The sequence below is a fragment of the Streptomyces sp. NPDC003248 genome (genome assembly GCF_055563235.1).
This window is the reverse complement of sequence record NZ_JBVHDT010000005.1, coordinates 109,514-130,197: the sequence shown is the minus strand read 5'-3', so window position 1 is coordinate 130,197 and position 20,684 is coordinate 109,514. Positions and strand designations below refer to the sequence as shown.

Genomic DNA, 20,684 nt, shown 5'->3' with positions numbered 1-20,684 from the left:
CACCCTCTCCGGGGACCCGGACCGACCGCACCGACCGCACCGACCATTTTTGGCCCGCCTCCCCACCAACCACTCCATCCGACCGCACCGACCGCACCGCACCGACGACCGGCCGCCGCACCGCACCGACCATTTTTGGTCCGCCTCCCCATCGACCACTCCGCCCGACCGCACTGACAACTTCGGCCCGCCTCCACCGACCACTTCGGCCGGCCCTCCCCCGGCCCCGGGCGACCTGACCGGCCGCCCGACCCCACCGACCACTTCGGCCCGCCCCCCACCGGGCCCCGGCGCCCCGACCGACTGCCCGACCACACCGACCTTTTCGGCCGGCCTCCCCACCGGACCACTCCGGCCGACCCCCACCAGCCATTCCGGCCCGACCCCCACCAGCCCTTCCGGCCCGACCCCACCGGCCCCTTCGGCCCGCCTCCCACCAGTCGCTCCGGCTCGAGCCCCGGCGTCTCTGGCACCATCCACCGGGAGGACCGCACCGAACGGCCCGACCGGGGAGGAGCCGGACCAACCGTCCGTACCCCGCCGGCCGCCCCATCCCCGGCTTCCTCATCTCAGGAGCGTGATGAACACCCCTCGTCGTCCGGAACTGCTCGCCGCCGGTGCGGCCACGGTCACCGTCGTGCTGTGGGCGTCGGCCTTCGTCTCGGTCCGCAGCGCCGGGCACGTGTACTCGCCGGGCGCCCTGGCGCTCGGCCGGCTGCTGGCCGGGGCGCTGACGCTGGGGGTGATCTGGCTCGTACGGCGGGAGGGGTGGCCGCCGCGGGCGGCGTGGCGGGGGATCGCCGTGTCGGGCGTGCTGTGGTTCGGCCTGTACATGGTGGCGCTGAACTGGGGTGAACGGGAGGTGGACGCGGGGACCGCCGCCCTGGTGGTGAACGTCGGGCCGCTGCTCATCGCGCTGCTCGGGGCGCGGCTGCTGGGCGACCGGCCGCCGCCGAGGCTGCTGGCCGGCATGGCGGTGTCGTTCGCGGGTGCGGTGACGGTGGGGCTGTCGATGTCGGGCGGGGGCGGTTCCTCGCTGCTGGGGGTGGCGCTGTGTCTGCTGGCCGCCGTCACGTACGCCTGCGGGGTCGTGGCGCAGAAGCCCGCGCTGGGCTCGGCGAGCGCGTTGCAGGTGACGACCTTCGGCTGCCTGGTGGGGGCGGTGGTGTGCCTGCCGTTCGCCGGGCAGCTGGTGCGGGAGGCCGCCGACGCTCCGGCGCAGGCCACGCTGAACATGGTCTACCTGGGCGTCTTCCCGACCGCGCTCGCCTTCACCACCTGGGCGTACGCCCTGGCCCGGACGACGGCGGGCCGCATGGGCGCGACCACCTACGCCGTGCCGGCCCTGGTCGTGCTGATGTCGTGGCTGGCCCTGGACGAGGTGCCCGGGCCGCTGACGCTGGCGGGCGGGGCGCTGTGCCTGGCGGGGGTGGCGGTGTCCCGTTCGCGCTCGCGGGCGCGGGCGGGGAGGGCCGCGGCGCGGGAGCCGCGGCCCACCGAGGAGTCCGACGTGGCGCCGTGAGCGCCGGGGGGGCGGGGGGCGGGGGTGGGCCGGGGAACCGGTCTGCCCGGTGAGCCGGGAGAGCGGGTGCCCCGTGTGCTCGGTGCGTGGGTGCACTCATGTACGCGGTACACCCGTGTACCTGGTACGCCCATGCACCGGCACCGCACCGGCACGCCCCGTGCACCGGTGCGCCCGGTGGGTCCGGTGCACTCGGGCACCCCGTATCCCCCGGTGAGCCGGGTGGGCCCGCGGGCACCCGGCGGCCCCGGCGCGGACGGGGTGCGCGGGGCCGGGCCCGGACGGCGGTCAGAACACGACCAGCGCCCGGCCTCCCTTCCCGGCCAGCATGTTCTCGAACGCCGCCGGGATGCCCTCCAGGGCGATCCGCTCCGTCACCAGCGAGCCCAGGTCCAGCCGGCCCGCCCGGACGTGGTCGGCCAGGACCGGCAGGTCCCGGACGGGGTCGCAGTTGCCGTAGACGCAGCCGGAGAGGGTGCGGCCCCAGTGGAAGAGCTCCAGGGCGTGGAAGGTGACCTGCTGGTCCTTGCCGCCGATACCGACGACGGTGGTGCGGCCGCCGCGGCGGGTCGACTCCCAGGCGGTCCGGATGGTGACCGCGCGGCCCACGCACTCGACGGCCACGTCCACGCCCTGCTTGCCGGTGAGGGCCCGGATCTCGCGGGCGGTGGTGTCGGAGGCGACGAGGTAGTCGGTGGCGCCCGCCGCGCGGGCCAGGTGCTCCTTCTCGGGGGAGACGTCGACGGCGACGATCGTCGACGCGCCGGCGATGCGGGCCGCCTGGAGGGTCGCCAGGCCCACCCCGCCGACACCGAACACGGCCACCGTCTCGCCGGGCCGGACCTTGGCGGAGTGGTGGACGGCGCCGTAGCCGGTGAGGACGGCGCAGCCGAGGAGGGCCGCGTCCGTGAGGGGGATGCCGTCCGGCAGGGGCAGGGCGCAGGAGACGGGGACGACGGTCTCCTCGGCGAACGCGCCGACGTTCAGCCCGGGGTGCAGCACGGTGCCGTCGTGGGTGCGGGCGTGCACGGCGGCGGACCCGCTGAGGGCGTCGGCGCACAGCCACACCTCGCCCAGCCCGCAGGCGTGGCAGGCGCCGCAGGACGGCGCCCAGTTGAGGATGACGCCGTCGCCGGGCGCGAGGTGGGTGACGTCCTCGCCGACGGACACGACCGTGCCGGCGCCCTCGTGGCCGAGGACGGCGGGGACGGGGAGGCGCATGGTGCCGTCGGACAGGGACAGGTCGGAGTGGCAGACCCCGGCGGCGGCGAGCCGGACGCGGACCTGTCCGGGCCCGGGGTCGGGGAGGTCGATCCCGGTGATCTCCAGGGGAGCGCCCACGGCGGGAAGGACGGCGGCTCGAACCACGGAAAAGCTCCTCAGAACTGTAGGGACTTGGTCTGGAGGTACTCGGTGAGGCCGTGCGCGCCGAGCTCTCGGCCGACGCCCGACTGCTTGTAACCGCCGAAGGGCGCCAGGGGGTTGAAACGGCCGCCGTTGATGTCGACCTGCCCGGTGTCCATACGGCGGGCGAAGGCCACCGCCTCCGCCTCGTCGCCGGCCCAGACGGCCCCGGCCAGGCCGTAGACCGTGCCGTTGGCGATGCGCAGGGCGTCGTCCTCGTCCTCGTAGCGCAGGACGGACAGGACGGGGCCGAAGATCTCCTCCTGGGCGATGGTCATGTCCGGGGTGACGTCGGCGAAGACCGTCGGGCTGACGAACCAGCCACGCTCGCGCGGGGCGTCGGGGCCGCCCGCGACCAGGCGGGCGCCCTCGGCGACGCCCTTCTCGATGTACCCCCGCACCCGCTCCTGCTGCCGGGCGCTGACGACGGGGCCGATGCGGTCGCCGTACTTGGCGGCGGCGGCCGCGGCCAGTGCGACGGCCTCGTCGTACCGGTCGCGGTGGACCAGCATCCGGGTCCACGCGCTGCACGTCTGGCCGGAGTTGGACATCACGTTGGCGACGCCGACGTTGACGGCCCGGGCGAGGTCGGCGCTCGGGAGGATGACGTTGGCGGACTTGCCGCCGAGCTCCAGGGCCACCTTCTTGATCGCGGCGCCGGCCGTGGCGGCGATCCGCCGGCCGACGGCCGTGGAGCCGGTGAACGAGACCAGGTCGACACCGGGGTGTTCGACGAGGGCCTGCCCGGCGACCGTGCCGAGGCCGGTGACGAGGTTGAAGACACCGGCCGGGACGCCCGCCTCGTGCACCGCCTCCGCGAAGAGCTGGGCGGACAGCGGGGTGTTCTCGGCGGGCTTGAGGACGACGGTGCAGCCCGCGGCGAGGGCCGGGGCGACCTTGGCGACGATCTGGTGGAGCGGGTAGTTCCAGGGCGTGATGGCGCCGACCACGCCGATCGGCTCCTGGTACACGGTCGAGTTGCCGACCTTCTCCTCGAAGGGGTGGGTCGCGGCCAGCTCGGCGTAGGAGCCGGCTACCGCGATCGGCACGGCCGCGTGGACCGCCTGGGAGAAGGGCAGCGGCGAGCCGAGCTCGGCGGTGACCGTCTCGGCGATCTCGTCCTTGCGGGCCGCCAGCACGTCCCGCAGGGCGGCCAGGCGCGCGGCCCGCTCGGCCGGCGGGGTCGCGGCCCAGGCCGGGAGGGCGGCGCGGGCCGCCCGTACGGCGGCGTCCACGTCCTCGGCGCCGCCGGCCGGGACGCGGTCGACGATCTGCTCGTCCACCGGGTTGACGACCTCGATCACGTCCTGGCCGGCGGCGGGGCGCCAGGCACCGTCGAGGTAGATGCCGTCGTGTGCCTTCATCGTGTTCCCTCCGGGCGGTCGTCGTCGTCCGCGCCCTAAACTAGCGCCGATAGTTTTTGGGCACCAGGGGTGCCCTCCGTGCGACGCCTCACGGTGGCACCGGCGGTGCGGCGGTGTCACTTCCGGGCGGCGGACGGACGGCGATGCCACTCCCAGGGGTGTCCCTCCAAGGGCGGACGGCGGGTGCCGGGGCCCAGGGGCGGACGGCGGGTGCCGGGGCCGGCGGCGTCACTCGTCCAGGTCCGGCAGCCGGGCCGGCGCCAGGCAGATCCGTTCGCCGTGGCGGTCGAAGACGAGCAGGCGGGCGAGGTCGACTAGGAGGGGGACCTGCGCGCCGTGCCGCGGGTCGAAGTCGGGGGTGGTGCGGACCACGAGGTCGCCGGGCAGCCGCCCCTGCGGGGAGGCGGTCGCGGGACCGGGCTCGGGCGGCGCGTCGAGCGCCGCGCCCGGCCGGTCCGGCGGTCCGCCCGCCCGCCCAGCCCTCGCCCGCAGCCGGTCGAGGACCCCGCTGTCCCGGCGGCGCCGCCGGACCGGCCGGGGCTGCGGGCGGGGCGCCTCCAGCTCGGGCACCACGGCGGGGCGCGATCCGGTGTCAAAGTGGACGAGCGCCTCGTGGCCCTGGAACTCCACGTGCTCCACGAGCCCGGGGCGGTGTCCCCGGGGGCTCGCTCGGGCGCAGGTCCTGTCGTCGAACCCCCGCCGTCCGCCCGAAGGGCGGGCCTGGCGGCGTCAGGTGCGTGCTCTGGGGGTCCCCCCGGCCGAAGGCCGGGGCACCGCCCACGCCGTTCAGGCAGTGGGGAGCGTGCATGGCGTCGCCAGGCAGGCGGGGGTTCGACGACAGGGCCTGGTGCCCCACAGCCCCGTACGGTGTCGTACGGGGCTGTGGGGCACGGAAGTCGACGGACCGTGCGCGCCCGGGGGGAAGACACGGGACGGAATCGGACACGCCGGTCCGCTGAGCGCGGAAACGGACGCGGTGGTTCAGGGGGCCCGGTGGGTGGCGGGTCCGGTCCCGGGCGGCCGGGTCAGCGGGTGGCGGTCAGGTGGGCGAAGACGACCACGTTGCTGGTGTAGCCGGTCCTGCGGTGGAAGTATCCGCCGCAGGTGAGCACCCGTAGCTCGGGGCGCTCGCGGGCGCCGTACACCTCCTTGTCGGGGAAGCGGTCCTTGTCGAAGACCTCGACCCGGTCGACGGTGTAGACGGCGGTGCGGCCGTCGGCGCGCCGGGCCTCGATCCGGCTGCCGGGGGGCACGCGTTCCAGGCCGGCGAAGACCGCGGGGCCGGTCCGGGTGTCGCGGTGGCCGACGGCGACGGCCGTGCCCGGTTCACCGGGGGTGGGGCCGTCCTCGTACCAGCCGACGAGCCTGGGCCTGTCCAGCGGTGGGGTGCCGAGTTCCCGGCCGGGGCCGAGCCGCAGTCCGACGATCGGCGCGTCGATCCCCAGGGACGGTACGCGCAGGGTGGTGGCCCGGGAGCGGGGCAGCGGACGCGGCGGGCGTTCCGGGGCCGCGTGGCCGGCCCGGCGGGGCCGGTCCTCGCCGTCGGCGGCCGGTCCGTCGTTCCCCCCGTACTGGACGCCGGCCGTCACCAGGACGGCCACCAGCGCGGCCGTCCTGATGAGCCGGAAGGCCCGCGTCCGGTACCAGGGCCTGCGTCCGCGCCTACGCGGCACCATGCGTGCGTCGGCGGATCAACCGGACGTAGACCGCGCCGCCCACGGCCACCAGGCCCACGGCGGCGGCCGCGCTCAGCGGGGTGAAGGCCTGCGCGGTGTCGACGAGACCGCCGCCGCCGGCGTGGACGCCGCCCTTCGGGGCGTCCCCATGGCCGCTGGAGCCCTGCCCGTCCTGGCGGTCCTCGATCGGACGGCCCGGGTCGTCCCCGCGGCCGCCGGTGCCGTTCTGCTGCTGGCTCTCGGGGCCCTGCCCCTGGCCCTGGCCCTGCGCCTGGCCCTGCCCCTGGCCCGGGCCCTGACCCGGGCTCCCGCCCTGCCCCTCGGGGCCCTGGCGGGGGTCGCCGCAGTCGACGCGGAAGACCTTCTCCCTGGGCCCGGTGCCCCCCGCGACCGTCCACACGAGCCGGTACTGGCCGTCGGCCAGTCCCAGCGTGTCGGTGTGCCCGGCGCCTCCGGCGAGGGTGATGGTGCCGCTCACGGTGGCGGCGGTGGGCAGCGGGGGCTGGGCCTGGATGGTGTACGCGACGCTCGTCACCTCACCGAAGTTGGCGGCGTCGAGGTAGAACCGGCAGACCACGGGGTCGTCCTTGGACACCCCGTAGGGCACGCGCTCATTGTGGACCCTGATGTCGGCGCCGTCCCCGGGAGCGGCCGTGGCGGCCGGTGCCGCGAGCCAGGTGGCCCCGGCCGCGGTGAGGGCCGTGAGGGCGGCGACGCCGAGGCGGCTGCCGGCGGCGTGCGGGAGCATCAACGTGGGCATGGACGTTCCTCCGAGTCAGACGATTTTCATACAAATCGCGCTTTCATCTGACTCTCTTTCACACCCGGCCCGCGCCGTGCCGGAGCACGGCCCGACGCGCCGTCAGACGTCCCCCGTCCGGCCCACACCGGTCCCGGACCGCCGCGGCCGCGGGACGGCCCTGGGCTCCTGACCGCCCCGCGGGCCGCCCGGCGAACGCAGCGCGACCCCCGACGACAGCAGCAGCAGCGCCCCGAGCATCACGAAGGGCGCGGCCACGCCCGCGACGCCGGCGACCAGACCGGCCGCGGCGGGCGCGGCGACCTGGCCGAGCCGGTTGCCGGTCAGCCGCAGCGCCAGGGCGGTCGAGCGGGCCCCGTCGGGGGCGGCCTGGACGACCGTCGTCATCGACAGCGGCTGCCCCACCCCGAGGCAGAAGCCGAGGGCGACGAGCAGCACCGCGAGCCCCCACACCGGTACCGGCACCGCGATCCCGGCGCACAGCAGGGCCGCCAGCAGACAGGTCACGGTGAGCAGGGCCCTGCGCCCGAGCAGCCGCAGCAGGGACGTGAGCACCAGGCGGCAGGCGATGGTGGCCGCCGCCCGCAGGCTGAGCAGGACACCGACGACGGCGGGCGCGATGCCCCGGTGTTCGCCGACCACCGGCAGGTAGGCGGTGAGGATGTCGCTCGCGGACAGCACGGCGAGGCTGACCAGGATGCCGGCGGGCACGCCCCGGGCGCGCAGGATGCGGGCGACGGGCACCCGGCCGCCCGGCCCGGTTCGGGGCCCGGGTGCCGTGGCGCGGTGTTCCAGGCGCCACAGCGAGGTGAACGCGACCGCGGCGACCGCGCCCGCGCAGAGCAGGGCGAGGGCGCTGCTGCCGGCCATGTCCGGGCCGCCGACGACGAGACCCGCCGCGATCGGCCCGATCAGCTGGCCGAGGGAGGCGCCGATGGTGAAGTGGCCGAAGTTGCGGTCCTGCTCGTGCGGGGCGGACCGGCGGGCCACCAGCGACTGGGCGCCGATGACGAAACAGAGGTGGCCGAGGCCCATGACCCCGCTCCACAGGGCCATCGTCCACAGGGAGCCGGCCGCGCCGCTGAGCGCGCAGCCGCCGGATATGAGCACCACTCCCACGGACAGCAGGGGCGTGCACCGGCCGTGGTCGGTACGGCGGCCCAGCGGGACCGCGGCGAACAGCGGCAGCAGCGCGTAGACGCCCGCGATGACGCCGACGGCCCGTTCGTCGGCGCCCAGGGCGAGGGCCCGGTAGGAGACGGCGGGCCGGGCCATCGACACCGCCGCCTGCGCGAAGACGAAGCAGATGACAAGGCGGAGCAGCCAGCCGCGGTGCGCGCCGGGCCTCATGGGACGTCCTCCAGGGAGTCGATCAGATGGTGCCGAAGAGGAACGCCGCCCCGAGCACCACCACCGAGGTCAGCGCCGCCCACTTGACCACGAACCGGGTGTGGTCGCCGAACTCGACCTTCGCCATGCCCACGAGCACGTACACGGCCGGGACCAGCGGGCTCGACATGTGCAGCGGCTGGCCGACGATCGAGGCGCGGGCGATCTCCAGGGACGATACGCCATGGGCCTGGCCCGCCTCGGCGAGGACCGGGAGGATGCCGAAGTAGAAGCCGTCGTTGGACATGAAGTACGTGAACGGGATGCTCAGGACGCCGGTCACGAGCGCCATGTGCGGGCCCATGCCGTCGGGGATGTTGCCCACGACCCACTCGGCCATGTGGTCCACCATGCCGGTGCCCTGGAGGACGCCGGTGAAGACGGCGGCGGCGAAGACCATGCCGGAGACGTTGAGGACGTTCTCGGCGTGGGCGCCGAGCCGGGCCTTCTGGTCCGGCATGTGCGGGAAGTTGACGGTGAGCGCGAGCGCGGCGCCGAGGAGGAACAGCACCGGGATCGGCAGCCACTCCATGATCATGGCGGTGAGCAGGGCCACGGTGAGCAGCGCGTTGAACCAGTACAGCCTGGGGCGGAGGGTGGGCCGGTCCGGGTCGAGGACCCGCGCGCCGCCCCCGGGCTCCTCGTCCGCCGCGCCACGGCCGGGCTCCTCGTCCGCCGCGCCGGTGCCGGGCTCCTCGTCCGCCGCGCCGGTGCCGGGGCCGGCGTCCGGGCCGGCGTCCGGGCCGGCGGCGGGCGTGCCGGCTCCGCCGGAACCCTGGCGGGAGGTGTGCGCCGTGCCGGTGCCGGAAGCCGCACCCACGAGGACCGTCCCGGTCCGCTTCTCCTTCTCCTTCTCCTCCACCAGCACCTCGTCGAGCGTCAGCACGCCGAGCCGCCGGCGCTCGCGCAGGCCGAGCACGTACGCCAGGGCGAGCACGAAGACCAAGCCCGCGCCGAGGGCGGGGATCATGGGGACGAAGATGTCACTGGCGTCGAGCTTCAGCGCGGTGGCGGCGCGGGCGGTGGGGCCGCCCCACGGCAGGGTGTTCATGACGCCGTTGGCCATGGCGGCGACACCGGTCATCACCACCAGGCTCATCTTCAGGCGCTTGTACAGCGGGTACATCGCCGAGACCGTGATCATGAACGTGGTGGATCCGTCGCCGTCCAGCGAGACGATCGCGGCGAGGACGGCGGTGCCGACGACGATCCGCACCGGGTCGGCCTTCGCGAACCTCAGGATGCCGCGCACGACGGGATCGAAGAGGCCGACGTCGATCATCACACCGAAGTAGACGATCGCGAACATGAGCATCGCCGCGGTGGGGGCGAGGCTGGTGACGCCGTCGATGACGTAGTCACCGAGCCGGGCGCCCTTCCCGACGAGCACGCAGAACAGTGCCGGGATCAGCACCAGCGCCGCGATCGGCGACATCTTCTTCAGCATGATCAGGACCAGGAAGGTCGCGATCATGGCGAAGCCGAGGATGGTCAGCATGAGTGGAGTACCTAACGTTCGCCCTTGAACATCCCACCTGGGGTCGGCGGTGCGTTGACGTTAGGACCGCTCGCAGGCTGTTAACAAGACGTTGACGTGCGAGCAATAAGCGCAAAACTGCAGGTCACGGCTTTGCTCAGGTCAGCGGTTCATTCCCTTCGGCCACCGGGACGAGTTCGACGGGCACTCCGTTGAGGACCGCGTTGCCCGACAGCGGGTCGAGCAGACTGCCGTCGAGGAGCTGGTTGACGTTGACGCCGGGATCGGCGGCGGCGTGGACCGTCCGGGTGCCGGGCCGGTCGTGGCCCCAGCCGTGCGGCAGGCTGACGACGCCCCTGCGCACGCCGTCGGTGACCTCGGCCGGGGCGGTCACCTCTCCCCCGGCGCCCTTCACGCGCACCGGGGAGCCGTCCCGGACGCCCAGCCGCTCGGCGTCCTCGGGGTGGATGTACAGGGTGCAGCGATTGGTGCCGCCGGTGAGGGCGGGCACGTTGTGCATCCAGCTGTTGTTGGACCGCAGATGGCGGCGCCCGACGAGGACCGGCCCGGGAGACCGCTCCCGGAGCGCCCGCCGCAGCCGGGGCAGGTCGGCGGCGATCGGATCGGGCAGCAGCTCGATCCGTCCGCTGCGCGTCCTCAGCGGCTGCGGCAGCCGCGGGCGCAGCGGTCCGAGGTCGATGCCGTGCGGGTGCTCCAGCAGCCGGGCGAGGCTCAGCCCGTCGGGGCGCGCGCCGAAGCCGTCGCCGTAGGGGCCGAGGCGCAGCATCAGGTCCAGCCGGCGCTCGGGGCCGTTCTCCCCGGTGAGCCGGGCGGCCAGCTCCCGCGGGTCGCGGCCGTGCACGGGCGAGTGCGGCTCCTGGACCGCCTTGCCGAGAACCTGGCCGATGGCCAGGTCGTCGACGGCGGACGGGTCGGCGCCGTGCATCCCGGTCACGGCGAGGATCAGCCGGGCGTGGATCTCGCTCTCGGCCGTCCGGCCGGGTTCGAGGGGGACGGCGGGCCGGGTGTAGCGCACCTGGTGGCGCACGGCGAGGGTGTTGAGGGCGAAGTCGTGGTGCGGGCTCTGCGAGGGCGGGGGCGGCGGCAGGACGACATGGGCGTGGCGCGTGGTCTCGTTGAGGTACGGGTCGACGGCGACCATGAAGTCGAGGGAGCCGAGCGCCTTGTCGAGCCGGTCGCCGTCGGGCGCTGACAGCACGGGGTTGGCGGCCACGGTGATCAGGGCGCGGACCGGTTCGCCGGCCTCGGTCGCGGTGTCGATCTCCTCGGCGAGCGCGGAGAGCGGCAGCTCGCCCTTGGCCTCGGGGTGCCGGCTCACCCGGGAGTGCCAGCGCCCGAGCGCGAAGCCGCGGCCCGGACCGGCCGGCCGGGGGGTGCGGTCGGTGGCGGCCTGCGGGAAGAGGGCGCCGCCGGGGCGGTCGAGGTTGCCGGTGAGGACGTTGAGGACGTCGACGAGCCAGCTGGCGAGGGTGCCGTGGGGGACGGTGCAGCTGCCGATGCGGCCGTAGACGGCGGCGGTGGGGGCGGCGGCGAGGTCGCGGGCGAGGGCGCGGGGCACCCCGGCGTCCACGTCGCAGGCCTCGGCGACGGCCTCGGGCGTGAAGTCCGCGAGGGCGGCGCGGAGTTCGTCGACGCCCTGGACGTGCGGCGTGAGGTCCCCGAGGTCCACGAGCCCTTCCTCGAACAGGGTGCGGGCCGTCGCCGCGAGCAGCAGGGCGTCCGTGCCGGGCCGGATCGCGACGTGCCGGTCGGCGAGCCGGGCGGTGCGGGTGCGGCGCGGGTCGATCACCGTGAGGGTGCCGCCGCGGGCCTTGAGCGCCTTGAGCCGGGCGGGGAAGTCGGGCGCGGTGCACAGACTGCCGTTGGACTCCAGGGGGTTGGCGCCGATGAGGAGGAGGTGGTCGGTGCGGTCGAGGTCCGGGACCGGGATGGCGTTCGCGTCCCCGAAGAGCAGGCCGCTGGAGACGTGCTTGGGCATCTGGTCGACCGTGGAGGCGGTGAACAGGCTGCGGGTGCCGAGTCCGGCGAGGAGCAGCGGCGGGTAGAGCGCGCCGGCCACGGTGTGCACGTTCGGGTTGCCGAGGACGACCCCGACGGCGTTCGGCCCGTACCGCTCGACGACCGGCCGGACGCCGGCGGCGACCGTGTCGAAGGCCTCCTCCCAGGTGGCCTCGCGCAGTTCCCCGTCCCGGCGCACCAGGGGGGTGCGCAGCCGGTCGGGATCGCCGTCGACGGCCCCGAAGGCGGCGCCCTTGGGGCAGATGAACCCCTTGCTGAACACGTCGTCCCGGTCGCCCCGCGCGCCGGTGACCCGGGTTCCGTCGAGGGTGAGGGTCAGCCCGCAGGTGGCCTCGCACAGGGGGCAGATTCGCAGGGCGGTGCGGGACACGGGTCCTCCCGGAAGAAGGCGGCGGCTGTGGCGCTCTCCTCCCGGAGCATACCGACCGGTAGGCATGGTGGGGAGGGCCCCGGACCGACGCGGCCGGCGGGCGGACGTCAGTCCAGGGACCGGGCGAGATAGGCCCGCAGCAGCTCCCTGGTCTCGCCGATCACCTTCGGGTCCCCCTCCGGGTCCATCCGGAAGGCCAGGTGGACGAGGGTGTCCGCGGTCTCCACGGCGATCAGGAAGGTACGGCGCAGGTCGTCGTCGGGTTCGCGGCCGAGGTAGCCGGAGAGCAGGTCGGTGAGGCGGTCGGCGACCCGGTGGTTGGGTTCGGCGCGGGCGCCGACCGGGATCTGGTTGCCGAAGTCGACGAGGGAGAAGCCGGGCGCGGTGCGCTTCATGGCCAGGTACTCGTCGAGCACGGCGTCCATGGCGGCCCGCCAGTCCCCCCGGCGCCCGGCCTCTCCCGGGCGGGGGCCGCCCTCGCCGGCCTCGCCGCTCCCGGCGGGGGCGGCGGGTGCGACCGGGGCGGCGGCGCGGGCGCCGTTCAGCCGCTCGGTGACGCGCTCGGCGTAGCGTTCGAGGTTGCGCTGGGCCAGCGCGTCGGCCATCTGCCTCTTGTTGCCGAAGAAGCGGTACACGGAGCCGATGGGGACGCCGGCGCGCTGGGCGACCGCGCGGGTGCTCAGGTCGTCGTAGCCGACCTCGTCCAGGAGGTCGGCGCAGGCGTCGAGGATTCTGGTCAGCCGTTCGGCACTGCGCCGCTGCACGGGCGCACGGCGTAGCGATGTCGCATGGGGCACGGGGCTCATGATGCCTTTCCGCCGCGGTCGGGTGAACCTCGCCCCTCGGTACGGAGAAAGGTGCCCGTTGCACTCAGTGCGGAGAGGGGCGCGGAGAAGACGCCGGCGCCCGGCCTTGGGGACACGCCGGCCCACTCCAGGGACGCGTCGCTCGGCCCGGGGGACGCGGTGGTCGGGGCCGGGGACGTGGTGGTCAGGGACGGGGACGCGCCGGTCGGGCCCGGGGTGGAACTGGTCGGGCCCGATGTGGAACTGGTCGGCCTGGGGGTCGCGCCGGTCGGGCCGGCGGACGCGTCGTCCGGTTCCGACGCCGTGACGTCCGCCGTGCTCTCCACCGGCTCGCCGTCGACCGCCCACACCGTCCCGTCGTCCGCGTACAGGCGTGCGGTGACCTGGTGGGTGCCGTGCGGGAGGTAGCCGGCGGGGATGTCGTGGGAGGGGCCGCGCAGGGCGGCGACGGCGCGGTCGTCCACGAAGAGCCGGGCGATGCCGCGGCCGGCGACCGCCCGTGCCGCCGTCCCGGCCGGCGAGAACCGGAAGTTGCGCACCTCGAGCCGGACGTCCCAGCCGCCGCGGGCGTCGGGCTCGACCTCGACCCGTACGTCCGGCGCCCCCTTCTCCCCGACCTCCCGGTAGTGCCGCCCGTCGCCGTCGGTGTCCTTCAGCACCTCGCCCACCGGCTCCGGCGAGACCGCGGCCGTCCCGGCCGCCCCGCCCCCCTCGGCGGCGCCACCGGAGCCGCAGCCCGCGGATCCGGTCACCAGCAGGACACAGACCGCGAGCGCGGAAAGGGAGCCACGCGTCCACGACATGGCGGGGAGCGTAGAACACCGGTACGACACACGGATCCCCCTGGGGTCGGGATCTCGCCACCCCGCGATCACCCACCGCCCGGCCCCCACCGCGCAGTCACCCACCACGCGATCGTCCTCCGGACGGAGGAGCCCGTCCCCTTGCGCCCCCGAAACCCCAATCCTACGGTGATACAGAGGAATAGGTGGAACAGGCGGCCGACAGGGAGCGCGCATGGGCAGCGAGGACGCACGCAGGACGACCGAAGGGCCGCACCACCTCTCCGGACTCTCCGGACTCTCCGGACTCTCCGGGCTCTCCGGGCTCTCCGGCTTCGGCAACGAGCACGCCTCCGAGGCCGTGCCCGGCGCCCTGCCCGAGGGCCGCAACTCGCCGCAGCGCGGCCCCCTCGGCCTGTACGCGGAGCAGCTCAGCGGCTCGGCGTTCACCGAACCGCGGGCCCACAACCGCCGCTCCTGGCTGTACCGGATCCGTCCGTCGGCCGCGCACCCGGAGTTCACCCGCACCTCCAACGGCACGCTGCGCACGGCGCCCTTCACGCAGACGGTCCCCGACCCCAACCGGCTGCGCTGGAACCCCCTGCCGGAACCCGCGCCGGGCACGGACTTCGTGGCGGGCCTGTGGACCCTCGGCGGCAACGGCGACGCCGCCCAGCGCACCGGCATGGCCGTGCACCTGTACCACGCCAACGCCTCCATGGACCGGGTGTTCGGCGACGCGGACGGCGAGCTGCTGATCGTCCCCGAGCGCGGCGGCCTGCTCCTGCGCACGGAGTTCGGGCCGCTGCGCGCCGAGCCGGGCCATGTCGCCCTCGTCCCGCGCGGCGTCCGCTTCCGCGTGGAGCTGCTGGACGGGACGGCCCGCGGCTACGTCTGCGAGAACTACGGCGCCCCCTTCCGCCTCCCCGAGCTCGGCCCGATCGGCGCCAACGGGCTCGCCAACCCCCGGGACTTCCTCGCCCCGGTCGCCGCGTACGAGGACGTCGAGGGCCCGGTGGAGGTGGTCAACAAGTTCTGCGGCAACCTCTGGAGCACGACGTACGACCACTCCCCGCTGGACGTCGTCGCCTGGCACGGCACCCACGTCCCGTACGTCTACGACCTGCGCCGCTTCAACGTGATCGGCACGGTCTCCTACGACCACCCGGACCCGTCGATCTTCACGGTGCTGACCGCGCCGTCCGACACCCCGGGCCTGGCCGGCGTGGACTTCGTCGTCTTCGCGCCGCGCTGGCTGGTGGGCGAGGACACCTTCCGGCCGCCGTACTTCCACCGGAACGTGATGAGCGAGTACATGGGTCTGATCGAGGGCGCCTACGACGCCAAGACGGCCGGGGAGGGGGGCTTCGTGCCGGGCGGCGGCTCGCTGCACAACATGATGTCGGCGCACGGCCCGGACCGGGAGACGTTCGACCGGGCGAGCGCAGCCGAGCTGACGCCGCACAAGGTCGACGACGGGCTGGCGTTCATGTTCGAGACGCGCTGGCCGGTCGTCCTCACCCCGCACGCGGCCCGCGCCGACCACCGGCAGCAGCGCTACGACGACGTGTGGTCGGGGCTGGAGCGCCACTTCCGCCCCGTACGCTGAACGCCACTTCCACGCCGTACGCTGAACGCCGCTTCGGCCCCGAGCGCTGAACGCCGCTCCCACCCCCGTGCGCTGCACGCCGCTTCCGCCCCTTGCACCGAGTGTGCCCTCCCGGTACGGATGGCCCCGTGACCTCCTTCGCCCCGGACTCGATCGTCCTCAACCGCAAGCTGCCGCTCTGGTACCAGGTGTCGCAGTCGCTGCGCGCCTCGATACTCGGCCGCTCACCCCGGGACCCGCTGCGCCTGCCCACCGAGGAGCAGTTGGCCGGGCACTACGGGGTGAGCGTGCTGACCATGCGGCAGGCGCTGAAGGAGCTGGAGGACGAGGGGCTGATCAGCCGGCACCGCAGGCGCGGCACGTTCATCGAGCCGGCCGCGCAGCGGGGCACGCCGGTGCGGCTGCTGGGCTCGGTCGACGCGATCGTGGCGCAGCAGTCCGGCATGGAGACTCGGCTGCTCGGCCGGGGCACGGCGGCTGTCCCGGCGGAACTCGCCGCATACTTCCCGGACCTGGCGGAGGTGGCGACGTACCACCGGCTGCGCAGCGACGAGAAGACCGGTGAGCCGACCAACCACGCCCGCAACTACGTGCGTCCCGAACTCGCCGCCCTGATCGACCCGGAGGACCTGGGACGCTGGCCGATGACCAAGGTGCTGCGGGACGTCGTGGGCGCGGACATCGGCCGCATCACCGACACGGTCGAGGCGCGGCTGGCGGACCCGGAGACGGCACGGCTGCTGGGGGTCCCGCTGCTGAGCCCGATCCTGCACTACACCGGCGTCACGTACGACGCCGGCGGCCGCCCGCTGGACGTGGCCGTCATCCACTACCGCGGCGACCGCTTCTCCTTCACGGTGACCCTGGACGCCACCTGACCCGCGCGCGCGGAGTGCGTCGTACGATGCTCGGCGTGACGCCCGACGACGCTCCGCCGCTCGCGGACCTCATGCCGTGGTCCGTCGCACCGCCCCGGCTCGGCCGGGGGTGGCCGCTGGCTCCCGACCCGGCCGTGCTGAAGGACCGCTGGGCCGCGCTGGTGACGGCGGAAGGGCCGGACCGCGAGGCGTTGTTCGAGCCGACGCGCGCCCGCACCCTGTACACGGCGGTGGGGCAGCTGCCCGGCCGGAGCGCCGGCACGGGGAGGCTGGTCCGCGCCACGGGGCCCTGTCCCGAACCCGTCCGGGTCCTCGCCGCGCCCTTCGACGAGCAGTGGCTCATTCCCGACCATCGCCTCATCGACGCGGCCCGCCCCGAGCTGTGGCGGGTGGCGGACGCGCACCAGGTCTTCGTCGTGGAGAGCCCGGACTCCCCGTTCCCGACGGCCACCTCGCTGTTCCCGCTGCCGCGCGCGGGCCGGGTCCGCCCCCTGTTCCGCCGTCCGGGCGGCACGGAGCCGAACCTGGCGCCGGGGCTGCTGGACCACCTGGGCCACTCCGCCGACCCGCTGGACTTCCTGGCCTGGGTCCTCGCCGCCGTCCGCCCCGACGGCACGGTCCCCCTCACCCGGGACCCCGGGCTCTGGTCGCGGGGCGTGGAACTGGGCCACCGTGTGCTGTGGCTCCTGCGCCGCGACGGCGAACGCCCCCGGCTCCCCGGCGGGCGGCGCCCCTACGTCCGCGCGCCCCTGCCGTCCGTCCCCCGGTCCCGCCCGGACGGAGGGACCCCGCTGCTCACCCTCCGCTACGACCGCGAGGAGGAGACCCTCCACCTCGACGGGGGCCGTGTCTCGCCGGTCCCGCCGGAGGCGTGGGACTTCGAGGTGGGCGGGGTCCGGGTCCTGGAGCAGTGGTGCGCGGTCCGGACGGCCGCGGCCGAGCCGGGCACCCTGGCGGCGATCCGCCCGGCCGCGTGGCCGCAGAACTGGACGTCCGAACTCCTCGAACTGATCACGGTGCTGGCCCTGCTGGCCCCGGTGCTGCCGCAGCGGGAGGAACTGGGGACCGCGGACCCGGCCACGACCACGGACCCGGTCACGGCGGCGGACCTGCGCGCGGCGGGCGTCCTGCCGGTCCCGGACCGCTGCCGCCGCCCGGCGTCGATCCTGGACCACGCGGAGGAGGGCCCCGAGGGCCAGCTCGCCCTGCTCTGACGCCACGTCCGGCCACCGGGACGCCGCCCCGGAGCCCGCTGCCGCGCAGATCGCCGCGCCCCCGACGGGACACGGGCAGCCGCACACACCCGTACCCACCGCGACCGACGGGACACGGCAGCCGCACACACCCGTACCCACCGCGACCGACGGGCCACGGCAGCCGCACACACCCGTGTCCACCGCGACCGACGGAACACCGGCAGCCGCACACGCCCGTGCCCACGGCCGCCTGTGTCCGCCGCGGCCGACGGGGACCCGTGGGTGCACCCGCCCATGTCCACCGCAGCCGACGGCTCCCCCACACGGGCACACGCCTGCGTGCATGACAAACCCCCGGGACGGGGGCCATGATCCACCCCATGGACCAGCTCCCCCTGCCCCTGGAGGGCATCACGGTCGTCGCCGTCGAGCAGGCGGTTGCGGCCCCGTTCGCCACCCGGCAGCTCGCCGACCTGGGCGCCCGGGTGATCAAGGTCGAGCGGATCGACGGCGGTGACTTCGCGCGCGGCTACGACACCGCGGCCGGCGGCCTCGCCTCGCACTTCGTGTGGTGCAACCGCGGCAAGGAGTCCGTCGCCCTGGACCTGAAGGACCCGCGCGGCCTGGACGCCGTCCGCCGGCTGGTCGCCGGCGCGGACGTGTTCGTGCAGAACCTGGCGCAGGGCGCGGCGGCCCGTCTCGGCCTGGACGCGGCGACCCTGTGCGCGGCGCACCCGCGCCTGGTGGCGGTGGACATCTCGGGGTACGGGGCGTCGGGGCCGTACGCGGGCAAGCGGGCGTACGACATGCTCGTGCAGTGCGAGGCGGGGCTGGTGTCGGTGACGGGGACGCCGGAGCGGCCGGTGAAGACGGGCATCCCGGCGGCGGACGTCGCGGCGGCCATGTACGCCTTCTCCGGGGTGCTGGCGGCGCTGCTGCGGCGGGGTGCGACCGGGCGGGGCGGGCCGGTGGAGGTGTCGATGCTGGACGCTCTCGCCGAGTGGATGGGGCATCCGCTGCACCACGCGATGCACGGCGGGACCGCCCCGGCCCGCACGGGTCTCGCGCACGCGGTGATCGCGCCCTACGACGCGTACGCCACCGCCGACGGCGGACGGGTGCTGCTGTCGGTGCAGAACGACCGGGAGTGGCGTCGGCTGGCCGAACAGGTCATCGGACGGCCGGAGTTGGGGGCGGACCCGGAGTACGCGACGAACGCGGCGCGGGTCGCGCGCCGGGAGGCCACGGACGCGTGGGTGGCGGGGGCGCTGGGCGCGCTGGACACCGACGAGGCGCTGGCGCGGCTGGAGGGCGCGGGCATCGCGTGCGCGCGCCTGAGGGATGTGCACGAGCTGGCGGAGCATCCGCAGCTGGCGGCCCGGGAGCGGTGGCGGGAGGTGGACTCGCCGGTCGGGCCACTGCGGGCGTTGCTGCCTCCGATCACACTGCCGGGTGGGGCGGAGGCACGGATGGGGGCCGTGCCCGCGCTCGGGGAGCACACCGGGGCGGTGCTGCGTGCCGTGGGGATGACGGACGACGAGATCGCAGCGTTGCGCCGGGACGGTGTGGCCGCCTGAGCGCGGGCCTCAGTGCTTGTTGCCGCCGAAGAGCGAACGGCGGAGTCGGCGCAGCGGCGCGAAGAGCGAGACCCGGCTCACTCGGGCGCCCCTGGCGCTGCGGCGGTGGGCGGGCGAACGCGCCGTCAGTTCCCGCATCAGCGTGGTCGCCTCGACCGTCTCCCGCTGCGGTATGGCGGGTCCCGCCAGCACCGAGAGATGGCGGTCGAGACGCGAACTGGTCGCGCTGCTCCCGCAGGTGATCGCAGGGACCCTCGCCCTGCTGCGCACTGTTATCTGTTCCATGACACTCCCCACCCGTACGAGTCCACCCGGCCCGGGCAGGGTAACCCTATCGCCCCGCCGGAGCACCCGTGTATCGCGGTCCCGGGATTCACCTTCCCCGTAAGGAGGTTGACGATGCCTGTTCGGTCACTCTCCGAATCCAACCGATTTCAGGGTGAGTTGGACAACCGGCTGCGTAGTGGGCTGCGGTGATCCTCCGTCAGGTTCGACGGTCACTGCGAGTGACGTCGACGATGGGGCGAGACCGGTCGCGACCAAGGGCGTGTCGCGGTCGAAGAGCCCGAGAGAGCGCGGTTGCGCGTCAGGGCGCATGACCCACAGCTGGTGCACCTGTCCGCCGGGCGGGTCGCCGTATCCGCTCAGCGTGACGACCGCTTCGCCCGCCGAAGCGGAGGCGATCACTCCGATCGTGCGTCCCCGAGCGTCCCGGCCGGTGCTCGCCCTGGCGTCCGGGGCCGCGAGAACGTGGGCGATCTCACGTGCCCGGTCGCGCTCGGCGCCCAGTTGGTCCCGGGTGCGCTCGGCCTGGACCGCGAAGAGCGCAGCGACGACGAGCGCGGCGGCGGCCGTCGCCGTGGCGAACGGCACGAACAGCGGACGGCGCGTACGGGGCGCACGGGTGCGCGGCGGCGGCTGCGCGCCCCAGACGTGCGGCGGCAACCGCGGCTCGTGCTCCCGCACCGGCGCCGCCACGGGCTCCTGCGGAGTCGTCCGTACGGCGGCGAGGACCCGGTCGCGCAGCGCGGCCGGCGGTGGGGCGGCCGTCGACCAGGCGAGCCGGACGGCGTCCTCGGACAGCGCCCGCACATCGGCGGCGCACCGGTCGCAGCGCGTCAGGTGCTTGTCGAAGCGCCGGCGCTCGTCGGGGTCGAGGGCGTCGAGCGCGTACGGCGCGGCCAGCGAGTGGAGGTCCTCGCGGCGGAACAGGGCGCGGACGCTCATGCGGCACCTCCCAGGCAGTCGCGCAGCCGCGTGAGTCCGTCACGCATCCGGGTCTTGACCGTGCCGAGCGGCAGGGAGAGCCGCTCGGCCACCTCACGGTAGGTGTAGCCGTCGTAGTAGGCGAGGGTGACGGACTGGCGTTGCAGGGCGGTCAGCCGGTCCAGGCAGCGGCGTACCCATTCGCGCTCCAGTCCGGCCTCGACCTCCTCGGTCACCTGGTCGAAGGCGGGGTGGTGGGCGCGCCGGGCCTCACGCCGCTCGCGTTCGCCGGCCGCGCGGGCGCTGCGCACCCGGTCCACGGCGCGGCGGTGGGCGAGGGTGAGGATCCACGACAGGGCGCTGCCGCGGCGGGGGTCGAAGCGGCCCGCGGAGCGCCACAGTTCGAGCAGCACCTCCTGGGAGACCTCCTCCGACTGCGCCGGGTCCCGCACCACCCGCCGCACCAGGCCGAACACGGGGCCGGCCACCAGCGTGTAGAGCTGTTCGAACGCCTTCTGGTCGCCCCCCGCCACGAGGATCAGCAGCTCGTCCGCCTCCATCCGGTCCCCCTCCCTGCGGCCGCACCCGGGCCGTCCCGTCATACCAGGCATTCGCAACGCACACACCT

Annotated in this window: 17 protein-coding genes and 1 pseudogene; 5 read left to right on the top strand and 13 right to left on the bottom strand. The window is 74.9% G+C overall.

Annotated elements, in window-relative coordinates; translation table 11 throughout:
- Nucleotides 1-580: 580 nt before the first annotated feature.
- Entirely contained in the window at nt 581-1,522 is a 942-nt protein-coding gene (locus tag ACZ3KJ_RS14530) for a DMT family transporter (protein ID WP_467526998.1), read from the top strand.
- 288 nt (nt 1,523-1,810) lie between these two features.
- Here ACZ3KJ_RS14530 and ACZ3KJ_RS14525 read toward each other — a convergent pair whose 3' ends face one another.
- The 10 genes and pseudogenes from ACZ3KJ_RS14525 to ACZ3KJ_RS14480 all read right to left on the bottom strand — a co-directional run bounded on the left by ACZ3KJ_RS14525 (nt 1,811) and on the right by ACZ3KJ_RS14480 (nt 13,611).
- Nucleotides 1,811-2,890, bottom strand: coding sequence for a Zn-dependent alcohol dehydrogenase (locus tag ACZ3KJ_RS14525; RefSeq protein WP_467526997.1), 1,080 nt, complete (start codon nt 2,888-2,890; stop codon nt 1,811-1,813).
- An 11-nt stretch (nt 2,891-2,901) separates the two neighbouring features.
- Nucleotides 2,902-4,290 (bottom strand): aldehyde dehydrogenase family protein, encoded by a 1,389-nt coding sequence (locus ACZ3KJ_RS14520; RefSeq protein WP_467526996.1) that lies wholly within the window; start codon nt 4,288-4,290, stop codon nt 2,902-2,904.
- 228 nt (nt 4,291-4,518) lie between these two features.
- Nucleotides 4,519-4,959 (bottom strand): annotated as a pseudogene (locus ACZ3KJ_RS14515) (sugar ABC transporter ATP-binding protein); the annotation flags it as partial.
- A 356-nt stretch (nt 4,960-5,315) separates the two neighbouring features.
- Nucleotides 5,316-5,966: a class F sortase gene (locus tag ACZ3KJ_RS14510; protein WP_467526994.1), complete on the bottom strand. Its 651-nt coding sequence runs from the start codon at nt 5,964-5,966 to the stop codon at nt 5,316-5,318.
- Complete coding sequence (locus ACZ3KJ_RS14505; RefSeq protein WP_467526992.1) at nt 5,953-6,726, bottom strand: hypothetical protein; 774 nt, start codon at nt 6,724-6,726, stop codon at nt 5,953-5,955. The genes ACZ3KJ_RS14510 and ACZ3KJ_RS14505 overlap by 14 nt, the downstream gene beginning before the upstream one ends.
- A 102-nt stretch (nt 6,727-6,828) precedes the next feature.
- Nucleotides 6,829-8,076 carry an MFS transporter gene (locus ACZ3KJ_RS14500; RefSeq protein ID WP_467526991.1) on the bottom strand — a complete coding sequence of 416 codons (1,248 nt, stop codon included), beginning with the start codon at nt 8,074-8,076 and terminating at the stop codon, nt 6,829-6,831.
- Nucleotides 8,077-8,098: 22 nt separating this feature from the next.
- On the bottom strand, nt 8,099-9,613 hold the full coding sequence (locus ACZ3KJ_RS14495) for a CitMHS family transporter (RefSeq protein ID WP_467526990.1): 1,515 nt from the start codon (nt 9,611-9,613) through the stop codon (nt 8,099-8,101).
- Between the two features lie 136 nt (nt 9,614-9,749).
- Nucleotides 9,750-12,002 (bottom strand): molybdopterin oxidoreductase family protein, encoded by a 2,253-nt coding sequence (locus ACZ3KJ_RS14490; protein ID WP_467526989.1) that lies wholly within the window; start codon nt 12,000-12,002, stop codon nt 9,750-9,752.
- Between the two features lie 107 nt (nt 12,003-12,109).
- Complete coding sequence (locus ACZ3KJ_RS14485) at nt 12,110-12,808, bottom strand: TetR/AcrR family transcriptional regulator (RefSeq protein ID WP_467526987.1); 699 nt, start codon at nt 12,806-12,808, stop codon at nt 12,110-12,112.
- Nucleotides 12,805-13,611 (bottom strand): nuclear transport factor 2 family protein, encoded by an 807-nt coding sequence (locus ACZ3KJ_RS14480; RefSeq protein WP_467526986.1) that lies wholly within the window; start codon nt 13,609-13,611, stop codon nt 12,805-12,807. The genes ACZ3KJ_RS14485 and ACZ3KJ_RS14480 overlap by 4 nt, the downstream gene beginning before the upstream one ends.
- Nucleotides 13,612-13,825: 214 nt before the next feature.
- Here ACZ3KJ_RS14480 and hmgA point away from each other — a divergent pair, with 214 nt between their 5' ends.
- The 4 genes from hmgA to ACZ3KJ_RS14460 all read left to right on the top strand — a co-directional run bounded on the left by hmgA (nt 13,826) and on the right by ACZ3KJ_RS14460 (nt 18,850).
- The gene (gene hmgA / locus ACZ3KJ_RS14475; protein ID WP_467526984.1) at nt 13,826-15,199 is read left to right on the top strand and encodes a homogentisate 1,2-dioxygenase; all 1,374 of its coding nucleotides are present in this window, start codon (nt 13,826-13,828) and stop codon (nt 15,197-15,199) included.
- Between the two features lie 128 nt (nt 15,200-15,327).
- On the top strand, nt 15,328-16,077 hold the full coding sequence (locus ACZ3KJ_RS14470) for a GntR family transcriptional regulator (RefSeq protein ID WP_467526982.1): 750 nt from the start codon (nt 15,328-15,330) through the stop codon (nt 16,075-16,077).
- A gap of 26 nt (nt 16,078-16,103) precedes the next feature.
- Nucleotides 16,104-17,291, top strand: a complete 1,188-nt coding sequence (locus ACZ3KJ_RS14465) for a type ISP restriction/modification enzyme (protein WP_467526980.1) — start codon at nt 16,104-16,106, stop codon at nt 17,289-17,291.
- A 362-nt stretch (nt 17,292-17,653) separates the two neighbouring features.
- Nucleotides 17,654-18,850 carry a CaiB/BaiF CoA transferase family protein gene (locus ACZ3KJ_RS14460; protein WP_467526979.1) on the top strand — a complete coding sequence of 399 codons (1,197 nt, stop codon included), beginning with the start codon at nt 17,654-17,656 and terminating at the stop codon, nt 18,848-18,850.
- Nucleotides 18,851-18,859: 9 nt separating this feature from the next.
- Here ACZ3KJ_RS14460 and ACZ3KJ_RS14455 read toward each other — a convergent pair whose 3' ends face one another.
- The 3 genes from ACZ3KJ_RS14455 to ACZ3KJ_RS14445 all read right to left on the bottom strand — a co-directional run bounded on the left by ACZ3KJ_RS14455 (nt 18,860) and on the right by ACZ3KJ_RS14445 (nt 20,616).
- Nucleotides 18,860-19,135, bottom strand: a complete 276-nt coding sequence (locus ACZ3KJ_RS14455) for a hypothetical protein (protein WP_389519967.1) — start codon at nt 19,133-19,135, stop codon at nt 18,860-18,862.
- Between the two features lie 126 nt (nt 19,136-19,261).
- The gene (locus ACZ3KJ_RS14450) at nt 19,262-20,077 is read right to left on the bottom strand and encodes an anti-sigma factor (RefSeq protein ID WP_467526977.1); all 816 of its coding nucleotides are present in this window, start codon (nt 20,075-20,077) and stop codon (nt 19,262-19,264) included.
- A complete protein-coding gene (locus ACZ3KJ_RS14445; protein ID WP_467526976.1) occupies nt 20,074-20,616 on the bottom strand; it encodes a sigma-70 family RNA polymerase sigma factor in 543 nt (180 codons plus the stop codon). Before ACZ3KJ_RS14445 ends, ACZ3KJ_RS14450 begins: the two co-directional genes overlap by 4 nt.
- Nucleotides 20,617-20,684 lie beyond the last annotated feature (68 nt).

Coding starts and splice junctions, on each gene's coding strand:
- ACZ3KJ_RS14530 (WP_467526998.1), top strand. CDS start 581: ATGAACACCCCTCGTCGTCCGGAACTGCTCGCCGCCGGTGCGGCCACG.
- ACZ3KJ_RS14520 (WP_467526996.1), bottom strand. CDS start 4,290: ATGAAGGCACACGACGGCATCTACCTCGACGGTGCCTGGCGCCCCGCC.
- ACZ3KJ_RS14510 (WP_467526994.1), bottom strand. CDS start 5,966: ATGGTGCCGCGTAGGCGCGGACGCAGGCCCTGGTACCGGACGCGGGCC.
- ACZ3KJ_RS14505 (WP_467526992.1), bottom strand. CDS start 6,726: ATGCCCACGTTGATGCTCCCGCACGCCGCCGGCAGCCGCCTCGGCGTC.
- ACZ3KJ_RS14500 (WP_467526991.1), bottom strand. CDS start 8,076: ATGAGGCCCGGCGCGCACCGCGGCTGGCTGCTCCGCCTTGTCATCTGC.
- ACZ3KJ_RS14495 (WP_467526990.1), bottom strand. CDS start 9,613: ATGCTGACCATCCTCGGCTTCGCCATGATCGCGACCTTCCTGGTCCTG.
- ACZ3KJ_RS14485 (WP_467526987.1), bottom strand. CDS start 12,808: ATGAGCCCCGTGCCCCATGCGACATCGCTACGCCGTGCGCCCGTGCAG.
- ACZ3KJ_RS14480 (WP_467526986.1), bottom strand. CDS start 13,611: ATGTCGTGGACGCGTGGCTCCCTTTCCGCGCTCGCGGTCTGTGTCCTG.
- hmgA (WP_467526984.1), top strand. CDS start 13,826: ATGGGCAGCGAGGACGCACGCAGGACGACCGAAGGGCCGCACCACCTC.
- ACZ3KJ_RS14465 (WP_467526980.1), top strand. CDS start 16,104: ATGCTCGGCGTGACGCCCGACGACGCTCCGCCGCTCGCGGACCTCATG.
- ACZ3KJ_RS14460 (WP_467526979.1), top strand. CDS start 17,654: ATGGACCAGCTCCCCCTGCCCCTGGAGGGCATCACGGTCGTCGCCGTC.
- ACZ3KJ_RS14455 (WP_389519967.1), bottom strand. CDS start 19,135: ATGGAACAGATAACAGTGCGCAGCAGGGCGAGGGTCCCTGCGATCACC.
- ACZ3KJ_RS14450 (WP_467526977.1), bottom strand. CDS start 20,077: ATGAGCGTCCGCGCCCTGTTCCGCCGCGAGGACCTCCACTCGCTGGCC.
- ACZ3KJ_RS14445 (WP_467526976.1), bottom strand. CDS start 20,616: ATGGAGGCGGACGAGCTGCTGATCCTCGTGGCGGGGGGCGACCAGAAG.